General features: G+C 46.2%; 22 protein-coding genes and 1 pseudogene. 8 read left to right on the top strand and 15 right to left on the bottom strand.

All coding sequences use genetic code 11. The annotated features are described in order from the left end of the window. Positions 1-156 (top strand): annotated as a pseudogene (locus tag BLV00_RS22780) (IS110 family RNA-guided transposase); the annotation flags it as partial. 888 nt (positions 157-1,044) lie between these two features. Here BLV00_RS22780 and BLV00_RS16825 read toward each other — a convergent pair. From BLV00_RS16825 to BLV00_RS16785, 10 genes are all read right to left on the bottom strand, one after another. Then, entirely contained in the window at positions 1,045-1,755 is a 711-nt protein-coding gene (locus BLV00_RS16825; RefSeq protein WP_093046126.1) for a MerR family transcriptional regulator, read from the bottom strand. Positions 1,756-2,187: 432 nt separating this feature from the next. Then, a complete protein-coding gene (locus tag BLV00_RS16820) occupies positions 2,188-2,745 on the bottom strand; it encodes a hypothetical protein (protein WP_093046125.1) in 558 nt (185 codons plus the stop codon). After that, positions 2,742-3,374: an SCO family protein gene (locus BLV00_RS16815; protein WP_093046124.1), complete on the bottom strand. Its 633-nt coding sequence runs from the start codon at positions 3,372-3,374 to the stop codon at positions 2,742-2,744. The genes BLV00_RS16820 and BLV00_RS16815 overlap by 4 nt, the downstream gene beginning before the upstream one ends. A 75-nt stretch (positions 3,375-3,449) precedes the next feature. Beyond that, complete coding sequence (locus tag BLV00_RS16810; protein ID WP_093046123.1) at positions 3,450-5,129, bottom strand: cbb3-type cytochrome c oxidase subunit I; 1,680 nt, start codon at positions 5,127-5,129, stop codon at positions 3,450-3,452. A gap of 13 nt (positions 5,130-5,142) precedes the next feature. Further along, positions 5,143-5,610: a cytochrome c oxidase subunit II gene (locus BLV00_RS16805; protein ID WP_093046122.1), complete on the bottom strand. Its 468-nt coding sequence runs from the start codon at positions 5,608-5,610 to the stop codon at positions 5,143-5,145. Positions 5,611-5,616: 6 nt separating this feature from the next. Further along, positions 5,617-5,763, bottom strand: coding sequence for a cytochrome c oxidase subunit 2A (locus BLV00_RS21750; protein WP_143030741.1), 147 nt, complete (start codon positions 5,761-5,763; stop codon positions 5,617-5,619). Between the two features lie 313 nt (positions 5,764-6,076). After that, positions 6,077-6,625 (bottom strand): Rossmann-fold NAD(P)-binding domain-containing protein, encoded by a 549-nt coding sequence (locus tag BLV00_RS16800; RefSeq protein WP_093046121.1) that lies wholly within the window; start codon positions 6,623-6,625, stop codon positions 6,077-6,079. A gap of 99 nt (positions 6,626-6,724) precedes the next feature. Further along, entirely contained in the window at positions 6,725-7,225 is a 501-nt protein-coding gene (locus tag BLV00_RS16795; RefSeq protein WP_093046120.1) for a GDYXXLXY domain-containing protein, read from the bottom strand. Beyond that, positions 7,222-8,421, bottom strand: a complete 1,200-nt coding sequence (locus BLV00_RS16790) for a DUF2157 domain-containing protein (protein WP_176791669.1) — start codon at positions 8,419-8,421, stop codon at positions 7,222-7,224. Before BLV00_RS16790 ends, BLV00_RS16795 begins: the two co-directional genes overlap by 4 nt. A gap of 2 nt (positions 8,422-8,423) precedes the next feature. Next, a complete protein-coding gene (locus tag BLV00_RS16785) occupies positions 8,424-9,608 on the bottom strand; it encodes a DUF418 domain-containing protein (RefSeq protein WP_093046118.1) in 1,185 nt (394 codons plus the stop codon). A gap of 97 nt (positions 9,609-9,705) precedes the next feature. On the opposite strand from BLV00_RS16785, the gene BLV00_RS16780 reads away from it, so the two are divergent. The 6 genes from BLV00_RS16780 to BLV00_RS16755 all read left to right on the top strand — a co-directional run bounded on the left by BLV00_RS16780 (position 9,706) and on the right by BLV00_RS16755 (position 11,670). Further along, complete coding sequence (locus BLV00_RS16780; protein ID WP_093046117.1) at positions 9,706-9,915, top strand: spore germination protein; 210 nt, start codon at positions 9,706-9,708, stop codon at positions 9,913-9,915. A 19-nt stretch (positions 9,916-9,934) separates the two neighbouring features. Continuing rightward, positions 9,935-10,165, top strand: a complete 231-nt coding sequence (locus BLV00_RS16775; protein ID WP_093046116.1) for a spore germination protein GerPB — start codon at positions 9,935-9,937, stop codon at positions 10,163-10,165. A gap of 83 nt (positions 10,166-10,248) precedes the next feature. After that, on the top strand, positions 10,249-10,815 hold the full coding sequence (gerPC, locus tag BLV00_RS16770; RefSeq protein WP_093046115.1) for a spore germination protein GerPC: 567 nt from the start codon (positions 10,249-10,251) through the stop codon (positions 10,813-10,815). After that, positions 10,815-11,039: a spore gernimation protein GerPD gene (locus tag BLV00_RS16765; protein WP_093046114.1), complete on the top strand. Its 225-nt coding sequence runs from the start codon at positions 10,815-10,817 to the stop codon at positions 11,037-11,039. The genes gerPC and BLV00_RS16765 overlap by 1 nt, the downstream gene beginning before the upstream one ends. Then, positions 11,032-11,424: a spore germination protein GerPE gene (locus tag BLV00_RS16760; RefSeq protein ID WP_093046113.1), complete on the top strand. Its 393-nt coding sequence runs from the start codon at positions 11,032-11,034 to the stop codon at positions 11,422-11,424. Before BLV00_RS16765 ends, BLV00_RS16760 begins: the two co-directional genes overlap by 8 nt. 27 nt (positions 11,425-11,451) lie before the next feature. After that, positions 11,452-11,670, top strand: coding sequence for a spore germination protein (locus BLV00_RS16755; RefSeq protein ID WP_028781993.1), 219 nt, complete (start codon positions 11,452-11,454; stop codon positions 11,668-11,670). A 139-nt stretch (positions 11,671-11,809) separates the two neighbouring features. Here BLV00_RS16755 and BLV00_RS16750 read toward each other — a convergent pair whose 3' ends face one another. Genes BLV00_RS16750 through addB form a run of 3 tightly spaced genes read right to left on the bottom strand, consistent with a single transcriptional unit; the run spans position 11,810 to position 19,328 of the window. Continuing rightward, complete coding sequence (locus BLV00_RS16750; RefSeq protein WP_093046112.1) at positions 11,810-12,112, bottom strand: HNH endonuclease; 303 nt, start codon at positions 12,110-12,112, stop codon at positions 11,810-11,812. Then, positions 12,109-15,828 carry a helicase-exonuclease AddAB subunit AddA gene (gene addA / locus BLV00_RS16745; RefSeq protein WP_093046111.1) on the bottom strand — a complete coding sequence of 1,240 codons (3,720 nt, stop codon included), beginning with the start codon at positions 15,826-15,828 and terminating at the stop codon, positions 12,109-12,111. Before addA ends, BLV00_RS16750 begins: the two co-directional genes overlap by 4 nt. Then, positions 15,828-19,328 carry a helicase-exonuclease AddAB subunit AddB gene (gene addB / locus BLV00_RS16740; RefSeq protein ID WP_093046110.1) on the bottom strand — a complete coding sequence of 1,167 codons (3,501 nt, stop codon included), beginning with the start codon at positions 19,326-19,328 and terminating at the stop codon, positions 15,828-15,830. Before addB ends, addA begins: the two co-directional genes overlap by 1 nt. Positions 19,329-19,413: 85 nt before the next feature. Between addB and BLV00_RS16735 the strand changes: the two genes are divergently transcribed. Continuing rightward, on the top strand, positions 19,414-20,556 hold the full coding sequence (locus tag BLV00_RS16735) for an MFS transporter (protein ID WP_093046109.1): 1,143 nt from the start codon (positions 19,414-19,416) through the stop codon (positions 20,554-20,556). An 81-nt stretch (positions 20,557-20,637) separates the two neighbouring features. Here the strand turns inward: BLV00_RS16735 and lepB are convergent, their stop codons facing one another. Then, the gene (gene lepB, locus BLV00_RS16730; protein ID WP_093046108.1) at positions 20,638-21,180 is read right to left on the bottom strand and encodes a signal peptidase I; all 543 of its coding nucleotides are present in this window, start codon (positions 21,178-21,180) and stop codon (positions 20,638-20,640) included. A gap of 53 nt (positions 21,181-21,233) precedes the next feature. After that, positions 21,234-21,881 carry a TVP38/TMEM64 family protein gene (locus BLV00_RS16725; RefSeq protein ID WP_093046107.1) on the bottom strand — a complete coding sequence of 216 codons (648 nt, stop codon included), beginning with the start codon at positions 21,879-21,881 and terminating at the stop codon, positions 21,234-21,236. Positions 21,882-22,074 lie beyond the last annotated feature (193 nt).

Here is a 22,074-nt window from a genome sequence, read left to right as displayed (position 1 = left end):
TCGTCAATCCTGCACATGTAAAGAAATCGAAAGAGTTTGATGATAATCTTCAAACTAAAAACGACAAAAAGGACGCAAGATTGATTGCGAAGCTCATGATTGGTGGTAATTTCAGCTATCCCAGGATTCCAGAAAGGCGTAGAAGCTGAACTGAAAAACCTATATTTCTGACCCATAAGATGACACGGAGAAGCTGGCGCCAAGCGAGACAACAGACTACGAGTTCTATGCGGGAGAATAAAGCTGGCCTCTGCCTTATGATGAGACCAAACGAAGGAATGTAGGCGCACGACGCCAAGAGACATGGGAGGGTAAGTCCTCATAAGAAAGCAGGGATCCAAGGTGCATCGATAAATACAAAAAGGATCACCTAATACAGTTAGGAAACGCAACGCGTCCCTTTATTTACCTTAAATTTGAATAAAAGGAATAACTTGTTTGATGAATGTAAAATAAAAAAATTTTAAAGTGTTAAAAACGATTTATAACCCTTGGTGTATCAACATTTCCGGAGGGAGTCTCACAGTTTCCCAACCACCCCATCCGAAGGATGAGAGAAACGAACCCCTGCCATAATTGTATGTCTTCTACGATTGTGGAATAATAAAGCCGGTTATAAGCCATCCTTTGATGTGTAGCTTTCCATATATTTGAGGTACGTTATAAGATGTTTCCGTATTCTCATAAACGAAAGGAGGTCCGGGAAATTGCGAGACTCCTCGAAAATGCTACGCATTTCCTTCGTGCGGTGTTTATTCAAGAAGCTTATTCAAAGTCCTCTGGGAGAAGAGTACATGGTGAGATCCCGCAGGGCTTTAGCCCGAGGAAACTCACCGTACGCCCAGGAAAAGCGAGTGATTGCCGGACCTCCAGAGATTCTCATCTGTACCGGAAACAGTTTCTCTCGAAATTGGTCTACAATTAAAGGGGGCGTTAACTGCAAGAGATTTAATGAGAGTGCATTAAAAAAAGGAGTGTATCTTAGACAGATAAACTCCCTTCGACTCGACTTATTCAAATGTCAAAGGCCCTGGCAAAATGAATTTATTCCCGAAACATGGCAAAAAGTTTCCCAAAAATCCCTTGAGGTTTGTGTTGTACGGTTTGTTCTAACCGTTTATTAAAATCATTTTGCATCTGCCATTCTTTTTTTTGCTCTTCACGCATGTTTTGCAATTCCTGCTGCAACATTTCACTTCTTTGTCTCTCTTGCTCCAGCAAGGTTTCATACTGGTTCTCTTGCTGTTCCTTCAATTTTTCCAGTTTAGCTTGTGTCTTCTGGGCGGAATTTCCAACTCCTGAACTTATCACGTGGTGATCTTGCTGGAGACGGGAAACCGTGGTTTTGAGCTGAGCCATATCGTTGGATAGCTGTACGTTCATTTCCCGGGCAGCTGCAAGTTCGCTGGCTAAAGCCCTCATAAAATCCTTCAGCTGATTAGGATCCTGTAGTGAATTATCATATGTACCGGGTGCTGCCACCTCTGTTTCAGGAGGGGCTTCCAGTCGTTCTTTCTGCAACTGTACAAGTTCCTTTGTTATTTCGTTCAGAGGTTTGTCCGTATCGCGTATCGCTATAAGTGCATCAACATCCGTTTTCACGAAAATACGCCGATCGCCATCCTTGAAAAACTCATATCCGTACCGTTCTAACATTTGACCATACTTTCGGACAGTCGGGGTAGCTATTCCTACTTCTTCGGCCACTTCTTTAGTTGTATAAGCTCGCTCATTCGGTTGTATATCGTGTCGCATATCGGCCCTCCTTATCTAATTAATAATATGAAGGTTTTTTGTCGAATTTGCAAGACAAATTAGTAAACGATATGACTTATAAGAAAATTGAGTCTATTAGATTATTATTTACTAACAAAGCTTTCCAGCTGTCCTCAACCTTTTACCTATCACTGCTTTCATATCGCTTAATGTGATAAACGATATACCAGCGTATCGCTCAGTGTTTATATCGTCTGCCAATACGATGATATTGCTTGTATCTGTTGATTCGGCAATGAAACCAAAATCAAACGTTACCCATCAATAAAAACACGAGTATGAAACCATTAGGATATTCATACTCGTGTTTTTCCACGTTATTTGAACTACTTCTTTTGATCGAAAATTCTTTTACGAGAAAAGTTACTGTTTCCCGGAAGAGCTACTTGCCTGGCCATCATACAAAAGATACTAGATATTTTCTGCTAAGTCTGTTATATAGCTATAAGCTATATAACTGATCATACAGACGGCAGTCAACAAAAATCCCCAGCCGAGGGTAATCTGGTCGATCAACAGGTAATTATTGCACAATTGGTTCGGTGACCAAATGTACAGCCAGCCCATCGCAATGAATAATAGCGTAAATAAAATAATCAGTCCGTTCTTAACACTGGCACTTACTTTCTTCCAGCTGTCCCTCAGCGGCACGCCGGCGAGGAACGGCAGGGAAATGAACTTGAACAGTTCGATATACCAAAGGTTGAGCGCTTCGTCCATCGAGCGGGGCAGTGTCCAGTAAAACATGACGATAACAAACAGCAGGATGCCGGGGATGCCGTTCGGGTTCCATTCTTCAAAAAAGCGTGGAAACTTTTTTTGCAGCACAGGAGCGAGCAGAAACCCGATGATGACAAACAGCGTCATCTGCATATGCATATGAATGATCATCACCGACTCCATCAGGTTGGCGACGGGAGGCAGCATGAGAAAGATGTAGAGCGTGATCACATAATAGATGCCCTTCATTTCTTTCCGCCTCCTTCTAAAATATCCATCACCGTTTCAGCTGCTTCCTCAGTCTTTTTATAATCCATCACTTCGACCAGCCTGCCTTCTCGATTGACAAGATAAAACGCCGAGTTGTGCGCAAAGTTGCCATATTCATCAGGAATAACGATCACCCCGAAGCGATCAAGCAGCTCATCCAATTCCGCCTGATCAGGAATCCGCGCCATCCGCCATGTCTCTCCATCGCTGTCCAGCCAATCCCGGTACGTATCCAGAACTTCCGGTGTATCACGCTCGGGATCGAAACTGATACTTAGAAACTGGATATCCTCTTCAATCACGTCTTCCGGCAGCATGTCATAAACTTCCGCCATGTTTTTCTCAAGCTCCGGGCACACCGTTCCGCACATCGTATAAAAGAATGTGATGAATACATACTTGCCTTCAAACTCGGAAAAAGGATAAACCCGCCCCTCATGATCTTCCAGGGTTACCTCAGGGAACATGGGTGTTTCATCTTTCAGCTGGTTGACCCGTGCCGCTTCTGACGTATATGCCGTGAACCCATCGGTACCGAGGTAGAACAGGACAAGGCCGAATGCAGCGACCAGAATATAAGATAGAAGGCTCTTTTTTTTGTTGGCCATCATGATCACTTCCTAGTTATCGATTAAAAAGAAAGAGAGCACCGCTTTCATAAGCCTGCTCTCTTCTTTTGTCATTCACCAGGTTTTGAATGGCGGTGAACCTGGAGGTGCGTTGACGATAAAGTCGACTAACGGGATGACATATGCCATGCTTACTAAGGTAAGCATGAGGACAATCCAGAGCCCCCAGCGTTCGGTCCACATCGGAGTCGGTGTTGCATCTTCTTCCTCTTCTGCCACTGGAAACTCGGTTTCGCCCTTTGGTGCAAAGAACATCATGTTGAATACAGCATAGACTTGGAGCAGCACACCGATCATAAGTAATGTTCCTCCGATAGCGAGGAAGAACAAGTATGGATCCCAGCTTAAAGCAGTAGCATTATCAAAATAGGTTGAATAAGAAGTTCTTCTAGGCGACCCTAACAGTCCGACCCAGTGCATTGCACCTGACATCAACACCATACCTACCGTCCAGACGATGGTTTGGATAATGCCGAGTTTATTGATCGCCGGGGTCAAGACTCGCCCGGATACAAAAGGGACAAGCCAGTAGCTGACACCGAAGAAGGTCATCACGACTGTCATTCCCAGTGTCAAATGGAAGTGGCCAACGACCCACATCGAGTTATGGACAACCTGGTTCAATTGATTCGTGCTTTGGACAATTCCACCCGCACCGGCTGGAATGAAAGCAACCATTGCGATGAACGGTGCAAGAAAACGGACGTCTCCCCAAGGCATTTTTTTATACCAGCCGACAAGCCCTCTGCCACCTTTTTTTCGAGCAGTCTTTTCAAACACAGCAAACATCGCATAAGCAGTCATCAATGACGGAAAGCCGATGGCAAGACTCATGAACACGTGCATGTATTTGACGGATTCAGAAATACCAGGGTCAATGATTTGATGGTGGAAACCACCAGTAATATTCATAATAACGAGCGCGATAACAACGATCCTTGTCAACATGTCGCTCCAGCGTCTTCCGTCGATGATCTTCGGAACGAATACATACCAGGCAGAGATGGCGGTCATATACCAGATGTTAACGAGCGTATGTCCGAACGCCCAGAACAGGGTACGGGAAACCATGACATTGATTGTGTCAATCCACCCAAACGCCCAAGGTATGATATAGAACACCTCAATGGCGACCGGTAGACTGCCGAAGAATAAAAGGACAAAAACGCCAGTTGCGAAAAAGGAGATGATCGGGATGTGCTGTCCCTTATGATTTTTTCTCCAATTCGCCACATTGATGAACGCACCAAAAGCAAGCATCCAGACACCCAACACGATGAAGACGAGGCCGATATAGAACATTGGGGCAGCGGCCATCGGTGGATAGAAGGTATACATGACAGAGGCGTCACCCTGCAGAATAGGGATCACAGCGAGGACGAATCCAAAGATTTTCATCCAGAAACCGATCCAGGCCATCTTCCTTACTTTCGGCAGCAGCCCGCCTAACGAGTGAGATAATCCTGCATAAAAGTAACCAATCGTGAAAAATGCCGATAACACTACGACTAATAGAAGTCCGTGAGCAGTTAGTACTTTATAATAGTTAGCCCACACCGGCAGCTCGAGGATGCCGGCTCTGTTCATTCCTTGTAATAGTCCGAGAAAACCACCAACTAAAATGGCGATGAATGCGACGGATAGATATGATTTCGTGATTCTGGCATCTTCTGGACTGATTCCGAGCGCTTTGTTCGCTTTATCTTTCCAATACTCTTTTTTTATCGCTTCCATTTTATTCCCCCCTTTATTTGACTGTAATCGTCGTACCCATCATCTGATGGCCTGCGCCGCAATATTCATTACAGAGGACAAGATATTCACCAGGCTTATCAAACTTCTGTGTTATTTTTGAAATGTAGCCGGGCATAACCATCGCGTTGATATTAGTATCAGCAACCTGGAAACCGTGCGTAACATCCTTCGAGGTCATTGTGAAGTGGACAGTCGATCCGGCCGGAACTTCAATTTCATTTGGAGTAAAGCTGAACACCTGCAGTGTCATGACAACTTCATACTCCTTTTCACCAATCTGGGTGATGCCAGGGTTATCGAACGGAGCCGTTTCATCAACCTTTTGGGGATCAATTCGTTCCCCGTAACTCGGCGGTCCCATATCTTTTGCGAATGCCTGGTAGCCTGTGATCAGCATGAATCCGATAATCATTCCAAAACTTAATGTCAGCCAAACTTTTTCCGCTTTATGCATGTTCATCCCCTCCTATAATCTCGCCATATATAGTCCATAAATCAGAAGATACGTAACAAATATGACTCCCCCAACCACAGCCACCGAGAATATCGTCCCTTTAATCGTTGAACTCTCTTCCACCACTTCCTCGTTCTGCTTCACATTTAACTCAGCCACTTTGAATCATCCCCCTAACTTTTTGGTTACCTTTATCATAATTGAGAACGGTTATTAACTAAGTGAACTAAATCACACCAACTGGGATTATTTATTAAAAATGTTAATACTGTAACAAAGTTGTCAAACATATCAACCTGCCAATATCTTTTTGCACACGAAAAAAAGCCTGGATTTTTATTAATCCAGGCTGCAAAGTTTATTGTGTACTTATGAATATCACTCAAAATATTCTTCCCTAACTAATACCTGAGTGATGGACAACGCTCACCTATGTGTATTTCAATCAATGAGGCGTTCCGGCAATTTATTTTCAAGGTCGAAGATTCCATGGCTCCAGTGCACCGACAATGTGCTCAATCTTTTCATGCTTAATTGCTTCAATGACCCCGCCGGCAATATCATCATGTGTCAGCCATCTTGAGCCATTATTTTCGACTACAAAACCCAATTGGACGATATGTAATGTGCAATGCTCCGGTACGGCGGTGTTTTGTCTGACTACTTCCCGATTGCTGCTGCTTCCAAGAATTATGTATAAATCGAATGGTATGGATGTCTTTGAAACTTCCTGGATGATTATCTTTCTGGCCTTTTCAGCATCAGAATGAATCCATGCCACTACAAGTCGGGGATTGCCATTTCGCTCAAAATTTTCTCTTAATCTTTGCTTCCATACCTCATGATTATTGTAATCGACCAGTACCGGAGTCAACTGTTCCCTATGACGGGATTGCTCCAATAGCTTATCTGTCTTCCTTTGATTTCGTGCAAGTACCGATACATGATAGCCATTGTCCGCCAGCCAAATCGTGGTTTTGGCTAACATTCCCGTGCCGCCAACTACCAGCCCATGCTTCATTAAAACACTCCCTCAATAAAGTTAAATTTACTGCTGGATTTCAGGTATTTTCCTTTAAATTAGAATTAAGCTATTAATCTCATCTGGTGGGTCAAGTGTCTATTCAAGACTAACAATCTTTTTCTGCCCCCAGGGCGCAACAACTACTTCGACTACCATTTCCTCTCGTTGCTGCTCATATTGCTTACCTGTATTTTCTTCGACATAATAGCGGTTGATCCCGTAAGTCACCTGATGGACAGACTGGCCTTCGTTATGCCATTGATACTTCCCTTTCAAGCGGACCTGGTCAGCCTTTGTTTCCATTTTATCGCAGGAAGCATCCACTACTTGAAAAAGACCATTCTCTGATTCTTCCAAAAGGACATAGACGGCTTCCCCATATTCCGGGATTTCCCCTGACCATTTCTTTTCTTCTATCATTTCGATTTCATAGTTCAAAATGACATAGTCTCCATAAAAAATGTCCCTTGGATCGACAGGAGCTGTTTCCAGCTTGATGGTCTGGCCAAATGCATCCATCGCGTAATAAGAAACCGACATGCCTGCCAAAAACAGTACCTGCAGCAGCACGACTCCATAAAAGGCGAAACGCTTCATACTGTCCGCCCCCTTTTCGATAGATTCCGGCGCTTCCTTTCCAGGAAGAAGCTTAACAGGAATAACAAAATGCCGCCGATGAAGAAAAATAATGATTTATCCATGAAATCCCAGGCAAGCTGGGTATAGGCGACAATAGTACTGATAACAAACGCTACCGTGCCTTTGGTGACTATATCCGGGGTCTCGGACTGATATCCGCGAAGCAGCCATCCCAATGAATAAATGAACAGGAGGATTAATGCCACCATAGATCCTGCCTCCAGGTAAAATACCGGGAGGAACAAAACCAGGTTAAGCAGCAAAATGAAATGATCTTTTTTCCATAACAGAAACACAGCACTTAACGATAATACTATCCAGATTGTCAGGAAGACGAGCTCCCCGCCAAGCGATTCCGTGAAGAACTCAACCTCTAAAAAGAATACTTGGCAGACAACCAATATAAACATGGCAGCGACGCTAAGCTTTGTAAATGGAATTCTAAGTGCCTCCTTAGGTACGACCATGCCAATAAGGTATAAAATCAAAAAGCAAACAAGCAGCCAATGGTAAGATTGATATTCTACGAAGGCCAGTATGACGGTCTGCAGTAAGTAGCTGAGTGAAAACAGCGTCGCATACAGCCAGTCAGCACGGTGATAGACATAATGACTGAAACCGAGCACGAATAATAAACCAAGCAATACGTTGAATTCCGAAAAATTAACGGCACTATAGACTTGACCGATGGTGGTAATTACAATCGCTATCACGAATAAAGATCGCTCATCATAAACCGCAAAAACCAGTAAAGCAGCCAGCGCCCATACGAAAAACGGAAACGCACTGAACGAGGTGTAATTATACATCTGCCCTGTCAGGAAAATGCCAGAACCAAAAATCAACACGGCGATAATCAGCAGACTAAGCCCGACCGTTTCTGAACGTGTACGGTAGACCTTATCCCCAGCAATGTAAAATCCGATCATAGCCATAATAATGATAGCCATGCGGGCGATATCGGGAATCACTCCCCAATTGGACGCGATGAAGCTTAAAAAACCAAGTCCGATGAAAATTGCTGCCAATGTCAACAGAATCGGTTTTTGACTTCGCTTTGGATACAAAGCCATAATTTCATCTAATTGATGAGGTTCAATAATTCCTCTTTCCACCCACTTGTTCCCTTCATTTCTGACTTGCTGCCGGTTCATGTTTATCCCTCCTGCCTTCTCCGTATTGGCTGCTTTTTGCTGTAGGTCAATGTCCGCCACAGCCATTCTAACGGACCGAACCGATATGTTTTCAGCCACCACTTACTTAGGACGATTTGTACACTGTAAAATAAAACCACAATGATAACGCTCCAAAGCGGGGACACTTGCCCATACAGCCCAAAACCTGCTGAATAAAATAGCAAGAATGAAAACAGGGATTGCAAAATGTAGTTGGAAAGGGACAATCTGCCGACATAACTCAGCCCGTGCAGCGCCCGTTTTCCTAAGGAACGTTGATAAAGCAGCGTCACACTAACGACATAGAAGATAGCTGAAGCGCTTCCTCCTATATTGTCCTGCATCATTTGGAACCAGGCCGGGTTGCCAAAGAAATACGGTCCTGCCTTAAACCCTAAAAATAAGAGTAAGGTAACGACCCAAAGCGAAAATAAAGCAGTCTGGTGTGCCGCTGGTTGATGGAGCCACTTTTTCCGGACGACATACATGCCGAACAAAAACATCGGCAACAGACTCATGATCAGAAATGGCCAGTTCATCGGCGCATTGGTGTAATACCAGTCATTCCAGTTCTGTGACCAAATATCAAAGAGCGTCCCACTGCCATAGTTTGCTTTTGCCTGTTCGATCGCAGGCTCGTTGATCCCCCCGCCGTAGTCAGGGCCCAGATTATATAAGCTGAAAGTAAAAAAGCTGGTGAAGAATAAAAGTGTGGCAAAGCCCCAGGCCAGCAATGTTTTTCCACTGCGATTTAAGAAGAATAATAACAATAACCCAATCAGCCCATATGATAGTAATATATCGCCGTGCCAAATCAAGAAAGCATGAATGAGACCGAAGCCGATCAGTACCAGCAACCGGCGCCCGATCACTTGTTTTTCATTGAACCCCTTAGCAGCCAGACGCCCTCTCATCATTTCTATTCCAAACCCAAATAAAAATGAAAATAAGGTATAGAAGCTCGCCTGGAAAAAAATATCGATAATCGTCTGGATGGTATGGCTTGTGGCAGATGGCCAATAAACCTCTTCACCGCCATATAGAAAATAAGGCGCATTAAAAGCGGGGACGTTGACCATGAAAATGCCTAAAATCGCTAAACCACGAGCGGCATCTATCCATTCCAAGCGCTCAGCTTCCCGTAATGGTGTCCCAGTGTCCTTCATTTGTCCCCCTCCTTTATCTTTATTTTACTTGTTTAGGTGAAAAGTTGATAGATGATTACGGAATAAATTAGGTACATACAAAAAAAGGAGGAAAACCATGCCAGCTCAAGTTGGAGCCGTAAAAGTAATTTCCATCTCGTCATCCAGCATTTTCAATATTGGTGATGTATTCACCATAGCTCCCACCAGCTCGGCAAAAACGTTTGCCGGCGGAGGTTCATTCAATTCAGGCGACGGTATACGAATCGATTTAGGCCGCTCGGTCACTTACGTCAATGACAGGGATGTCACAGACCAGTCCAAGTAACAACTAGGAGGAAATAGTTATGAGCATTACTATTCACCAATCCATTTGTATCAACATGCTTAAAATTGAAGCGGTAACCAACTCTTCCGTCGTTCAAATCGGAAGCGCCGGATCGATCCAGTCGCGCTCTGAACTATACAATACCGGAGGATTCACGGAGCCTGCCCCACTAGCTGAACCCTTCGAAGGGGATATAACCACTATCGGCAAAGGCGGAGGTCCACTTGTGCCATTGTCTGCACCTAGCTGATCAAATTACGTGGTCATTTAGCACGCCAATAGGCTTTTTGCATAAAGTAGTGATATAGCCTAATTTCAACGGGGGTGAGAGGGATGAATTATTATGGTTCCTGGCAGCAATATATGGAGCAGATGATGAAGCAGCTTCAGGCACAACAGCAGGAGATCAAAGCGCTTCATCAAAAACTGGAAACACTGGAACAAAACCATTCCGATCAACCCAGGACAGTGATTGAAAAAATAGAATATAATTTCGACCAATTGAAAATAGAAACCCTGGAAGGAACACTTCATATCGGCTTGACGCCGCAGGAATTGAGTAAAATCGATGATGCTTCTCTGTGGGGCCAGCAGCAGCCTGTGCCTCCCTCCGCTCCAAAACCTGCCAACCAACAGGTTTTAGAGGAGCTCGATCACTACTTGATGAATCAGGGTGGAGCCATCGTCCGAAGTCTGGCAGCTAATAACGACGTAGCAATGGATCATCAAAAAGAACAGAGCATCATCCAGGATATTCGAAATCAACTGCCTGCCCGTATTGCCCATCATGAAAAGCAGGATCCAAAACCGGAGCCAGAAAAGATTGTGCACCTAATCAAGTCAGAAGTCGAACATTCCATCGCTCAATTCCTTAACCAATCTAAAGGAGAAGATGCCTGATGGCTTTTATCGTTCATAACTGGGGGCTTAACGTCGGCAATGTAGAAATCGCCGGCATAACCTCCTCGTCTGTATTTTTAATCGGGGATAATGAACAGATCCGATTGAACTCGTACTTTGATACTCCTGCTGAATCACTGATTATTGGTCCATTCGTTCCTTTAGGGAGTGGCGTGTCAGGTGACACCGCGTCGTCTACTGTGGAGACGGTCGAGGATGAATAAACGGCTCGTCACCTTGGATGACATCAAAGTTACCGATGTTGTTTATGGGTCGAGCTTTGTAATTGGAGACAGCTGGCGTGCCACACCTTTCGCCCGGGTTTTAGCCGTTCAGAAAGAAGGTACCTGGTTTGAGGAAGGACGCTACAATTATGAGGACTATCCAATCTTCACGAGACAATTCAAACGTCTTCCTCCTACTAAGACTGTGGAAGATATTCATTACCACCATAACCCGACGATCAACGTGGAAAGTGTACGAATCAACGGGGTTTCCACTTCTTCTATGATTCAAATCGGCAGCCTTGGTATCCTGGAAGCAGAATCGAGGGTCAAGCATTTCCGCATCCTCCAAGACGAACAAGAAGAAGATTTACGCATAGACTAAATGAAAGCCTATTGAAGGAGGGGTAAGATGCCATCCATTGTCGGCCCCATTAAAATAAACAGTGTTGGCGGTGGGGTCATTAATTTCGGTGATGCCTTTTACTTGGCTCCGAAAAGCTCATCCAAAACGAATGCCGGTTCCGGTGCCCTTAATACCGGGGACTTCATCAATACGAACAACGGATTCAGTTCAACCAATCCGTTCGACCCTGATGTCAATGATCAGAACGTCGCTGGTAATGCATAAAGAAAGACGCTGCGAGTGCTAACTGCAGCGTCTTTTCCTATGTTTGGCTTTTTATCCGGAATGGCTGATCAGCGAAAAAGATTTATGAGCTAACGCTTCATTGATGAGCAAGATACTAGAGGAAAGTACCCTATTCATCTCACTGCTTCCGCTTCCGATTCGATTTCCTTGTTGCGATTTTCTTTTGCGGGTCCTGTTTTTTCACCCAGCGCAGGTAGCGGGCCATATCCGGATGATCTGCCAGCCGCTCGACTGTATGGTAAAATCCTGCCAACTCTTCATTGGTGAAAAGGGCATGAATCTGGCGGTGGCATGCACTGCATAATTGTGCCGTCGGACCATCAGCTCCTCCATATTCTTTTGGGATCAGATGGTGCACGGACGTCAAAACCGGAGACCGCCAGCACAAATCACACGTCTTGGCATTGCTTCGTTCCTTCATCCTTCATCCAACTCCGTGGTTAGCAGCAAGGTACCATCAAAAAAGTAGAGGCATTTTTTCACGACTGGTTCTTTCCATATCTTTTCTAGTGCTGTCTGGTACAAGCGAAGCTGTACCTCATACCGGCTTGCAAGCTTCTGTTTCAGCTCTTCTGTAACTTCATCGTTAATTGTATCCGTTTTGTAATCGAGAATCAGCCAACCGTCATCATAGGGTACAACACAGTCGATAACCCCTTGGACGAATACCTGCTCTTCGGTTTCGCCTTCCCAATTGTAGTAGACCTCGTGGGCCGGAAGCGTTAAACTGAACGGTACTTCTTTTTCCAATTGATCGGCCTGAAGGACGAACTCGCCGATACTGGTTTCGAAAAAGGCCGCGACTGCTGCTGTATCGATGACCTCTGCTTCTTCATCTCGCAGCACTTCCCTATCGACTAAACCAAGGACAAATTCCCGGACTTCCGCTTCGGTATAGTTCCGGGTAAACGGCAAATGCTGCATGACGGTATGCATGGCTGTTCCGCGTTCAGCAGCTGTCAGCTTCTGCTCTTCCTGCATGAAGCGGGGACGCTTGATGATCGGTGCTTTGAACGGAAGCACGATATCATTACTGCTGTATTCATCCAGTTCTTCCCGCTGCCGCTTCAGTTCGGTCACCGACTGCTTAGCCCGTAAATTTGCTGCCTGGTGGTAGGCATATTGGAAATTCAATCGCTTGTCGACCTTTTCAGCTTCTTCATTGCCATCGACTTGTTTCCAGGCATAAACCGCCTCTTGCAGCCGTTCATCACGGTTCTTTTCCAATTCATCCAGCTGGTTATAGGCACTGCCATGTTTGATTTCCACCCGCCATTCCGACTCATCCTGCCAGATTTCTTCTGACGTTTTGACTTCGACATCTGGATTACGCAATGGCTCGGTTTTATGATGCCGGATCAGGGCAGGACCGACCCAGTCTAAATAACTTTTCGATTCGAGCCGGTAATGTGGTGGAAGTACCCAGCTCGGATGCTCGAGGAACTCCACCCACTTTTCCTGTTTTTTCTCAAATGACGCCACGTTGCCGACCATGACAAGCTTCTCTTTCGCTCTCGTCAATGCTACATATAAGACGCGCATTTCTTCTGCCAGCAGCTCGCGCAATTTCTCCCGTTTCAACGCATGGTAGGCGAGCGTCGGGTACATGATCCGCTTCTCGGGATTGATGTACCGCGTGCCAAAGCCATAGTCTTTATGCAGCAAATACTTCGAACGGAGGTCCTGCTGATTGAATTGTTTATCCATGCCGCCAAGAATGACGACAGGAAACTCAAGTCCTTTACTTTTGTGAATCGTCATGATTCGTACGACATCTTCCTGTTCCCCGAGGGCACGGGCCGCACCGAGATCATCCCCCCGTTCTTCAATCCGCTCAATGAATCGCAAGAAACGGAATAAACCCCGGAAAGAGGTAGCTTCATAGGAACGGGCCCGATCATACAACGCACGCAAGTTGGCCTGCCTCTGCCGTCCACCTGGAATCCCGCCAACGAAGTCATAGTAACCAGTTTCCCGGTAAATTTCCCAAATCAGTTCAGATAACGCACCCTGCCGCGCACGGACCCGCCAGGAATGCAGCTGGTTCAAGAAACTATCAATCTTCTCTTGTATTTCCTGATCGCCGCTGAAGACTTTCATCGCTTCATAATAGGTCGACCGCTGTTTTGCAAGCCTGATCTGTGCCAGCTGCTCTTCATCCAGCCCGACAATCGGCGAATGGAGAATGGAAGCGAGCGGAATGTCCTGCTGTGGGTTATCAATCACTTTCAATAGACTAAGCATGATTTTAATCTCAATCGCTTCAAAATAGCCGGAGGAAAGTTCAGCATAAACCGGAATTCCCTGCTGTTTCAATTCATCGACAATGGTAGGCGCCCATGTCATGGAACGCATCAAAATCACGATATCGCGATATTGGACAGGACGCTGAAGTTCCGTCTCTTTATCGATGACTTGCAGCGGTTCCTGTTCATGTTGACCAATCCACGTTTTGATCATCTTTCCATATGCACGGGCTTCGAGCTGGGCCTTTTCTAAATCGCGATAATCCTCGCCCTCTTCTGTCGGCTGTTCTTCAGCAGCTTCCCGGTCAATGACCAATAATTCAGTATCGGTATCGGAAGAAGTGAGTTCATCATATATCGTATTACTGTAGATCAGCTCAGCATCCGGGTCATAATTCATCTCGCCGACTTCCTCATCCAGTATCTGGCGGAAAATATAGTTCGTGGCAGCCAGCACCTGCTTCCGGCTCCGGAAGTTACGGGCCAGGTCGATCCGCTCACCTGGATGGTCGTCATATTTGAACTGCTGATATTTATTCAAAAACAACGTCGGCTCAGCATGACGGAAGCGGTAAATGCTTTGCTTCACATCACCGACCATAAACAGATTGCCACCCCGGTCCCCGCCTGTTAAAAGCAGTAAGAGCGTTTCCTGAACAAGGTTAGTATCCTGATACTCATCCACCAGTACTTCCGAGAACTTTTCCTGGAAATCAAACGCCACATTTGATGGCACCAGGTTCTCCGCAGTCGAGGAGTCATCACGCAAAACATCCAGACAATAGTGTTCCAGGTCGGAGAAATCGACTATCGCTTTTTCCCTTTTCAAGCGGGTGTAGCGGTCGCGAAAATCTTTAACCAATGTAACCAATTGGACAATGACCGGGTGCAGTTCTTTCATATCATCCAGATGACCGGTCAGTGAACGGGTGAACCATTCACCCGCCATATCATTCCAGCGCTTCTTATAGCTGTCGCGTATCGCTTTTACCTGGTCTTTCTTCGCTTCATCGCAGTCCGCTTTTTTGCCGGACAGCCGGGCGAACTTGCTCGTCTGCATGAATGTTTGCAACTCAGTCCATGAAATAGCGGCAAGCCCTTTCGCTTCCTGGACCAAGGCTACATCTGCGTCGATCGTATCGGCGTAGTGATACGGTCCATCCGCTTCTCTGGTGACCTCCAGCGCTTTTTCCGCTTCCACCAGTATGGCGTCAAGCTGGCTGGCCACTTCCCGCTTCAGCATCTTCAGCCACGGCAGATCTGATTCTTCAGTATTTTCATCTACACGGTACATTTCCGCCATCTGATCCAGCCATGCTTCAGGAGAGGGATTCTGCATCGCGAAGGTGTAGAGGTCGACAATCAGTGATTCTACCTCAAGGTCACTGCGGTCATTGGAAAAACGGTCAACGACAGCGAAAAAGGCATCCCTCTCTTCTCCTTCTTTGCCATACCAGTCCTCAAACAATTCTTCCAGCACTTCCTGCTGCAGAAGATCGGCTTCGATATCGTCAGCAATGCGGAAATTAGGATCGATATCAAGCAAATAAGCATACCGGCGTACCACCTCCATACAGAAGGAGTGCAGCGTGGAAATAGATGCTGTCTGCAAAAGTGACAATTGTTTTTTCAGATGGCTGGATCCAGGATTCTCTTCCAGCGCTTTACTCAGCGCAAGTCCGACACGGCTCCTCATTTCCTGCGCTGCCGCATTGGTGAAGGTCACGACAAGCAGCGAATCGATATCGACCGGGTCTGTCGGATGCAGCAGCTTCTGAATGATCCGTTCGACCAAAACAGCGGTCTTACCCGAGCCTGCCGCTGCCGACACGAGGACATCCCTGCCGCTCGTATGGATTGCACGTTCTTGTTCTTTTGTCCAGCGCACCATCACACATCCCCCTCTCTTTCTTGTTTTGCAATCCGCTCTAAGACTTCCTCATCTTTCATATCCTGCAACTTGCGGAAACTGTTCTCTTCCAAGGTCGGATCGAACTGGCAGACCGAACGGAACGGACAGTACGTACATGCGGCCTGCTGGCCATGCTGGTATGGATTGAGCTTCACTTCCCCATTAGTGATCATCGTGCCAGCCTGCACCATGACATCGCGAATGTAGCCCTGAAGTCGTTCAAACATATCTAAGTCCGCCGTTTTGGAACTTTTATAAAAGCCGCCGTTTGCAGTCAGTCCAGCTGGAACCATATTACTGGTCCCTTTCTCGAGACTTGTATCCATCATTTGAACAATCTGTTGATTTTCCAACAGCAAGCCTTGCATCTTAAATTTCTTCAAAATTTCATCTTCAATTTTTTTATCGTCGATTTTCTGCTTCCCGGAAATCATCGGGTTATGGACATGGAAGTACAATACCCCTGCAGGCGATGCCTTGGCACCAAGCCACTGCTCGGCATAAGTAAGTACAACATCTAAATAGGAAAGCATCTGAAGTGCCAGTCCGTAATAGACTTCAATCAGATTCAACCCTTTGGCGCTTGATTTATAATCGATAATCCGCAGGAACAAATCATCCTGATTGAGTGCTTTATCGACACGGTCGATCCGTCCGCGCAACATCAATTCAAAACCATTCGGTAAATCGAGCGTAAGCGGAGGCAGCTGTTCTTTTGGACCGAAGCCCAGTTCCATTCCAACAGGTGAAAACTTCGAGTTCCGTGCCTGTTCACTCAATACGAATGCTGCCCGGGCAATGACATGCTGTAATTTATGCTGCAAGTACTGATAGCGGTTCGAGCTGTGCAGGATCTGATGCTGTAAAATCGGTGCCAATTCCTGGACTGCGCGGGATGCATACTGCGTACTTGCCTGTTTATCCAGTTGGGAGAAGTCTTTTCCTTCCCCCTGGATCCATTCGGTGATTTTTTTCAATGCTTCATGGAATAACTGGCCAATATCAGGGGCATCAAGCTTATAAGTCTTCCGTTCTTCCAGCTGCAGGCTATATCTCGCAAAGTGCTGGTAAGAACAGCGATTATGCATCTCAAGCCTTGAGACACTTGCTTTCACCTGTTTCGGATACAGTTGCTTAGTCGTCTGTTTGCTGAGGTTCACTGGCTTGTTCTGATAAAAGAGACTCTCCAGAATCCGATTGGTCAGCCCGCCTTTTTGCTCGTTACGTACATACCAATTGAAGACATCCCACCAGACCGGACGCATGCTGTAACCCTTCAAATAGCGGGAAAGCTGTGCCGTAAGTGCGCCCCTCGTCTTCGTCTTTGTCGTGATGAAACGATCGGCATCTTCCAGGTCATCTGGGTCTTGCAGCAGGGTATGATCCTGACAGCACGGAAATAGCTCCTCCACTCTGCGGATAATCGGGGAAGGTGTCTTTGATTTCCCCTCTTCGTTACTGAGCGGATAGCTGATCCATAACCGGTCGCGCGGCATCGTCAATGCCAGGTATACGTAGAAACGGTCATCCAGGAGCTGACGTTTGCTGCCATCAGCCAGCTTCAGGCCATGGGTAGCAAGTAAATCACGCTCTTCTTCACTGATCATTCCATCTCCTGATGGCTTCATCGGCCAGATTCCCTCGGTCACTCCCAGTAAAAATGCCGCTTTGATACCGGAAATCCTCGATCGATCCACCGTTCCGACGATGACATGGTCCATGCTAGGCGGCACATGGGAGAACCTTAAGGATTCCAACCCGCTTTCCACAGTATTGCGGAACACTTGCAGGGACATTTTTTCTTCGCCTGCCATCTCGACGACTTCATCGAGCAATTGCAGGACAGCGTCCCACACCTGCTCCTGTTCACGGCCACGTTCCAGTGCACCAGCGGCATCAAAATCATCACGCCAGGCTTCCAACTGGCCAGGTACGTCCATTGCCTCGAGCCAGGTATAGATGACCCGGCACTTTTCCCCGATCGTTTTTGCTTCTCTCAACCCTTCATCGAAGGTTTCGAGTATCTTTGTCACTTGACGGCGATACCGATTGATACGATTCTGTTTCGCGCGTTCCTCATCGGTCTGGGATGCCTGGTCGAAGCCGCGGAACCGATGGTATACCCATGGCTCGTCACTGCACCAGCGCTCACGGGAACGGATTCCATATTCGAGCACGTAATTCTCGAGTTCATCAATAGCATCCTCATCGAGCGGATACCGCTTATCATCTGCAAGACTGAATCCGCTTTTCAACAAACGAAACACAGCGTCATAGCGCCAGTTTCCCTCGACGACATCCAGCCCCGAGCGAATCAATTCGATCAGCGGATGGTTGAGCATGGTGCGTTTTTCATCAAGGAATACAGGAATCTCATAATCTTTGAAAACGGTCGTAATCAAGTCGTGGTACGTCTCCGGTTCACGCATCAGGATGGCAAGATCTTTATAGCGGTACCCTTCATCCCGGACTAAGCGGAGAATTTCCTGTGCGACACCTTCGACTTCTGCCCGTGGATGGACCGCTTCGGCTATCTGAATCGGCGCTTCCCCTTCATACGGAGGAGCCGGTCGCTCATCGAAATACCGCTCCATATGCAAAAAGTGCGGGCGGTTCTCAAACCGGCCCTGCTTGTTATCGAGGATGGTTGTTCCATCGAATCCTATCCCTTGCTCCTCTGCCATCGCAGCCAAAGTTTCATAGGTTTCTCCGGATTCATGGAACAAATCCAGTTCCGGGCGGTCTCCGGATGAAGGCTTATCTAAAGTCAGCGCTACATTGACACACTTGGTCCGCTTCAATAGCGCTTCGATGACCATGATTTCCTGGGGAGTGAAACTATGGAAACCATCGATATAAATCTCCGCGCCATCCAGGAAGCGTGCGGTTGGAATTTTATCTGCCAGCATCTGCAGTTGATCCTCCCCATCCATATACTGATCCCGGAGCGCATGATCGAGCCGGTCATAAATATAACTGAGATCCTCGAGCTTGTTGCGCAGCGCGATTTCACTGGCATACTGGTGTGTGTATTGATCGATCGCTGTCATTTGCTCATGAAGTATCTCCGGCGTGATCCGGTACCGTTTGAACTCTGTAATCATCCCTTCCAGTTGTTCCATGAAACCCTGTTTCTCGATTGCTTTTTGGAATACCAGCCAATCAGATGTCCGTTCTTCAGTGATCTTCCGGAGCATCATCTGAATTCCCGTCGAGCTTATGTACTTTCGGGTATTCCCACCCGTTTCCTGGAATACCCGCCAGGCAAGTCTTGAAAAGCTGAACACCTGGGCCCGGATCGATCCTTCGATGCCGTCTCTTTTCAACAAAGCGTATTCCTGCTGGAACGTCATCTGGTCGGGTACGAGATAGATGATTGGCGGCCCCTTTGGATTCTCTTTTAACTTTGCTTCTATTTCTTCCATGACGGCGGAGCTTTTTCCAGCACCAGACCGTCCAAGTATGAATCGGATGCCCATCGATCGGTTTCCTCCTTCTTCATGCACACTGTGGTCTTCATTACATATCGTGAATTATATTATAGCAACGAGAGGATGACCCGTTATGAAGCAAGCCTTCCAGGCGATGGTTCTGATAGCTTCCGGAATATTCATCGCAAGCAACCTGTATACCATGCTCCCGCTCCATCCTGCTCTCGCTGAACATTTTGGAACCAGTCCGGCCTGGACTTCTCTAACCAGCACGTTGTTCATCATTTGCTACGCAGTCGGTCTATTATGCTTCGGCATCCTTTCCGATATCTATTCCAATGCCCGCATCCTTCAGATTGGCATGGCTGCTGTCATGGCTGTGACAGGAATCATCGCCTTGACCGATTCTTTTGGTATGCTGCTGTTTTTACGGGCAGTGCAAGGGTTTTTAGCAGCAAGCTTTGCACCGCCCGCCTTCAGCTATACCTTCAAGCAGTTTTCCGGCTCACGGCAGTCCTTTGTAATCGCCATGATCAATACCGGCTTTTTGTTTGCCGGGATTTTCGGTCAGCTGGTATCCGGCTATTTCGGGTCATCTTACAGCTATCAAATGGTATTCGTCGTTTTCAGTTTTTGTTACTTGAGCTGCGCCGTCCTGATGGCCGCAGCTTTACGCCCTCCTGACATGGTAGACAGAAGAAAAGCGGCGATTTCGCTTATTACTATTCTATCATTTTTCAAGCAATCTTCCTTGCAAAAACTCTACCTGATCAGCTTCTTTCTACTTTTTACCATCATGCTGTTCTACAGCAGCTTCGAATGGTTTATAGAAAAGAATCCAGAAGGGTTGCCACTGACCCTGCAGCAATTTCGTATGCTCGGTTTGATCGGAGTGATTCCTGCTTTTTTCGTGAGTCGCATCCAAAAACGTTTGCCTCCTGCTGTCCTGCTATGTCTGTTCCTAAGTCTGATGATGGCCGCATTTATCCCGGCCATGATCGGAATTTCTACAGGGACATTGATTTGGGCGTCGGTCATGATGGTGGCTTCGACTTCGGTGACTATCCCGATGGTCATCGTCCTGATCGGAAGCTTAGCCGTCAAGAATAGAGGCAGCGCTCTTTCGATCTATTCTTTTGTACTGTTAACCGGTGCAAGCGCCGGCTCATTCCTTGCTCCTTTTTTACCATTGGAAACTGCTGTTTATGCCATTGCAGTTTTATTCGCCTTTCTAACCCTGATCGCGTACCGCTTGATTTCCGAAAGAATTTATTGAGAATCATAAAAATTCTCCCCAAAAAGAAAACCCCTGTCGGCAAATGATTGCCACCAGGGGTTTTCGTATAAGCTTTTTTAATTAAAACTGAATCGCCAGCTGTGACATCGGCCAATACCGGACATCGACTTTTCCGACCACACTGTCCATCGAAACAAATCCGAAGTAGCGACTGTCTAAGCTGTCCCGGCGGTTATCACCCATCACGAACAGATGGCCTTCCGGAACCTCGCTTTTCCCTGTCACTTCTTCCAGTGTGAAGTCTTTGGTGAATAACTTTCCATCGTTTGGACGCAGCGCATCCAGATATTTTTCCGGCTGAGCTTCGCCATTTATATATAACGTATCATCTTTGAACTCGATGTGATCTCCCGGTACGCCGATCACCCGCTTCACATAATCTTCTTTTTCATTAGCATGGAAAACGATCACGTCATCCCGACCAATCCCCTGCCAGTCATAAATCACTTTATTTACCATCAACAAGTTTCCGTCATACAATGTCGGTTCCATCGATTCTCCGTCTACAATGTAGCTTGCAAAAAGATAATTACGGAACAAAAATGCTATCAATAACGCAAAAAGTACTGTACGGAAAACACGCCAAAATTTCTTCTTTTTCATAACTATGCCTCCAGGGTGTGTGCTAACAACATCTTACCCTGTTTTGACAAAGTCTAATCGTTTTGATAACGTTTCCGCTCCGCTTTTTTCTGAAGCCACTTTTCAAGAAATTTTCCAAGCACCCAGAATAACGTGATACAGACTGCGACAACGATTGTTTTTACTGGATTCTGGGCGAAGGAAGTGATGCTTTCCCCAACATAGGCGATGGTGAAAATCATCACCGATTTCCCTAAAAGGACGGCCAGGACGAACTGCTGCCTGCTGACATCAGATAATCCAGCTACGACATTGATGATCGCCGATGGTGAAAAAGGAAAACACATCAATAGAAACAATGGACCGAAACCATGACTCTCGACCCAGTGGGTCACCTTTCTCACCTGCTTTTGGTCGGCGATGAACTTCATGAAGCGCTTTTTTCGGAGCCGCCGAATAATGATAAATACGATGATCGCTCCGACACTCGAACCTATCCAGGAGTAAAGAAATCCTTTCAGCAATCCATAGGCTACGGAATTAGCTAGAACAAACATTACTAACGGAAGGATTGGCAAAAAAGCTTCAAACATCGGCAGCAGGATCCCCGGTAGAGGACCGAGTGCCTCGTATCTTTCCAATTGCGCCATAATATATTCATAAAGCCTGTCATTTTCATACATTTGCTGGAATTTATCGAAATTCAGGGTATAGATATACATCAAAGTAGCTCCTTAGCTTGTGCAATTCATTCCTCTGGTTCCATTTTAATCAAAAACAGCCGGTTTGACTATTGATTGATGCCATGGATTCTTTCATCTATAGCTTACCCTAATTTAACCTGACTCAGTAAACGTTTCCAAATTTTCCAGAAAAAAACTTGCATACTTTTTTCCCGTTCGTGCTATAATACCT

Source organism: Thalassobacillus cyri, from assembly GCF_900107755.1.
Classification (GTDB): Bacteria; Bacillota; Bacilli; order Bacillales; family Halobacillaceae; genus Thalassobacillus; species Thalassobacillus cyri.
Note: the sequence above shows the minus strand (reverse complement) of the source record. Positions and strands in the feature narration are given on the sequence as shown.

Bases quoted from the DNA above. Each gene is read 5' to 3' on its own strand.
- BLV00_RS16825 (WP_093046126.1), bottom strand. From the start codon at position 1,755: ATGCGACACGATATACAACCGAATGAGCGAGCTTATACAACTAAAGAA.
- BLV00_RS16820 (WP_093046125.1), bottom strand. From the start codon at position 2,745: ATGAAGGGCATCTATTATGTGATCACGCTCTACATCTTTCTCATGCTG.
- BLV00_RS16815 (WP_093046124.1), bottom strand. From the start codon at position 3,374: ATGGCCAACAAAAAAAAGAGCCTTCTATCTTATATTCTGGTCGCTGCA.
- BLV00_RS16810 (WP_093046123.1), bottom strand. From the start codon at position 5,129: ATGGAAGCGATAAAAAAAGAGTATTGGAAAGATAAAGCGAACAAAGCG.
- BLV00_RS16805 (WP_093046122.1), bottom strand. From the start codon at position 5,610: ATGAACATGCATAAAGCGGAAAAAGTTTGGCTGACATTAAGTTTTGGA.
- BLV00_RS16800 (WP_093046121.1), bottom strand. From the start codon at position 6,625: ATGAAGCATGGGCTGGTAGTTGGCGGCACGGGAATGTTAGCCAAAACC.
- BLV00_RS16795 (WP_093046120.1), bottom strand. From the start codon at position 7,225: ATGAAGCGTTTCGCCTTTTATGGAGTCGTGCTGCTGCAGGTACTGTTT.
- BLV00_RS16790 (WP_176791669.1), bottom strand. From the start codon at position 8,421: ATGAACCGGCAGCAAGTCAGAAATGAAGGGAACAAGTGGGTGGAAAGA.
- BLV00_RS16785 (WP_093046118.1), bottom strand. From the start codon at position 9,608: ATGAAGGACACTGGGACACCATTACGGGAAGCTGAGCGCTTGGAATGG.
- BLV00_RS16780 (WP_093046117.1), top strand. From the start codon at position 9,706: ATGCCAGCTCAAGTTGGAGCCGTAAAAGTAATTTCCATCTCGTCATCC.
- BLV00_RS16775 (WP_093046116.1), top strand. From the start codon at position 9,935: ATGAGCATTACTATTCACCAATCCATTTGTATCAACATGCTTAAAATT.
- gerPC (WP_093046115.1), top strand. From the start codon at position 10,249: ATGAATTATTATGGTTCCTGGCAGCAATATATGGAGCAGATGATGAAG.
- BLV00_RS16765 (WP_093046114.1), top strand. From the start codon at position 10,815: ATGGCTTTTATCGTTCATAACTGGGGGCTTAACGTCGGCAATGTAGAA.
- BLV00_RS16760 (WP_093046113.1), top strand. From the start codon at position 11,032: ATGAATAAACGGCTCGTCACCTTGGATGACATCAAAGTTACCGATGTT.
- BLV00_RS16755 (WP_028781993.1), top strand. From the start codon at position 11,452: ATGCCATCCATTGTCGGCCCCATTAAAATAAACAGTGTTGGCGGTGGG.
- BLV00_RS16750 (WP_093046112.1), bottom strand. From the start codon at position 12,112: ATGAAGGAACGAAGCAATGCCAAGACGTGTGATTTGTGCTGGCGGTCT.
- addA (WP_093046111.1), bottom strand. From the start codon at position 15,828: ATGGTGCGCTGGACAAAAGAACAAGAACGTGCAATCCATACGAGCGGC.
- addB (WP_093046110.1), bottom strand. From the start codon at position 19,328: ATGGGCATCCGATTCATACTTGGACGGTCTGGTGCTGGAAAAAGCTCC.
- BLV00_RS16735 (WP_093046109.1), top strand. From the start codon at position 19,414: ATGAAGCAAGCCTTCCAGGCGATGGTTCTGATAGCTTCCGGAATATTC.
- lepB (WP_093046108.1), bottom strand. From the start codon at position 21,180: ATGAAAAAGAAGAAATTTTGGCGTGTTTTCCGTACAGTACTTTTTGCG.
- BLV00_RS16725 (WP_093046107.1), bottom strand. From the start codon at position 21,881: ATGTATATCTATACCCTGAATTTCGATAAATTCCAGCAAATGTATGAA.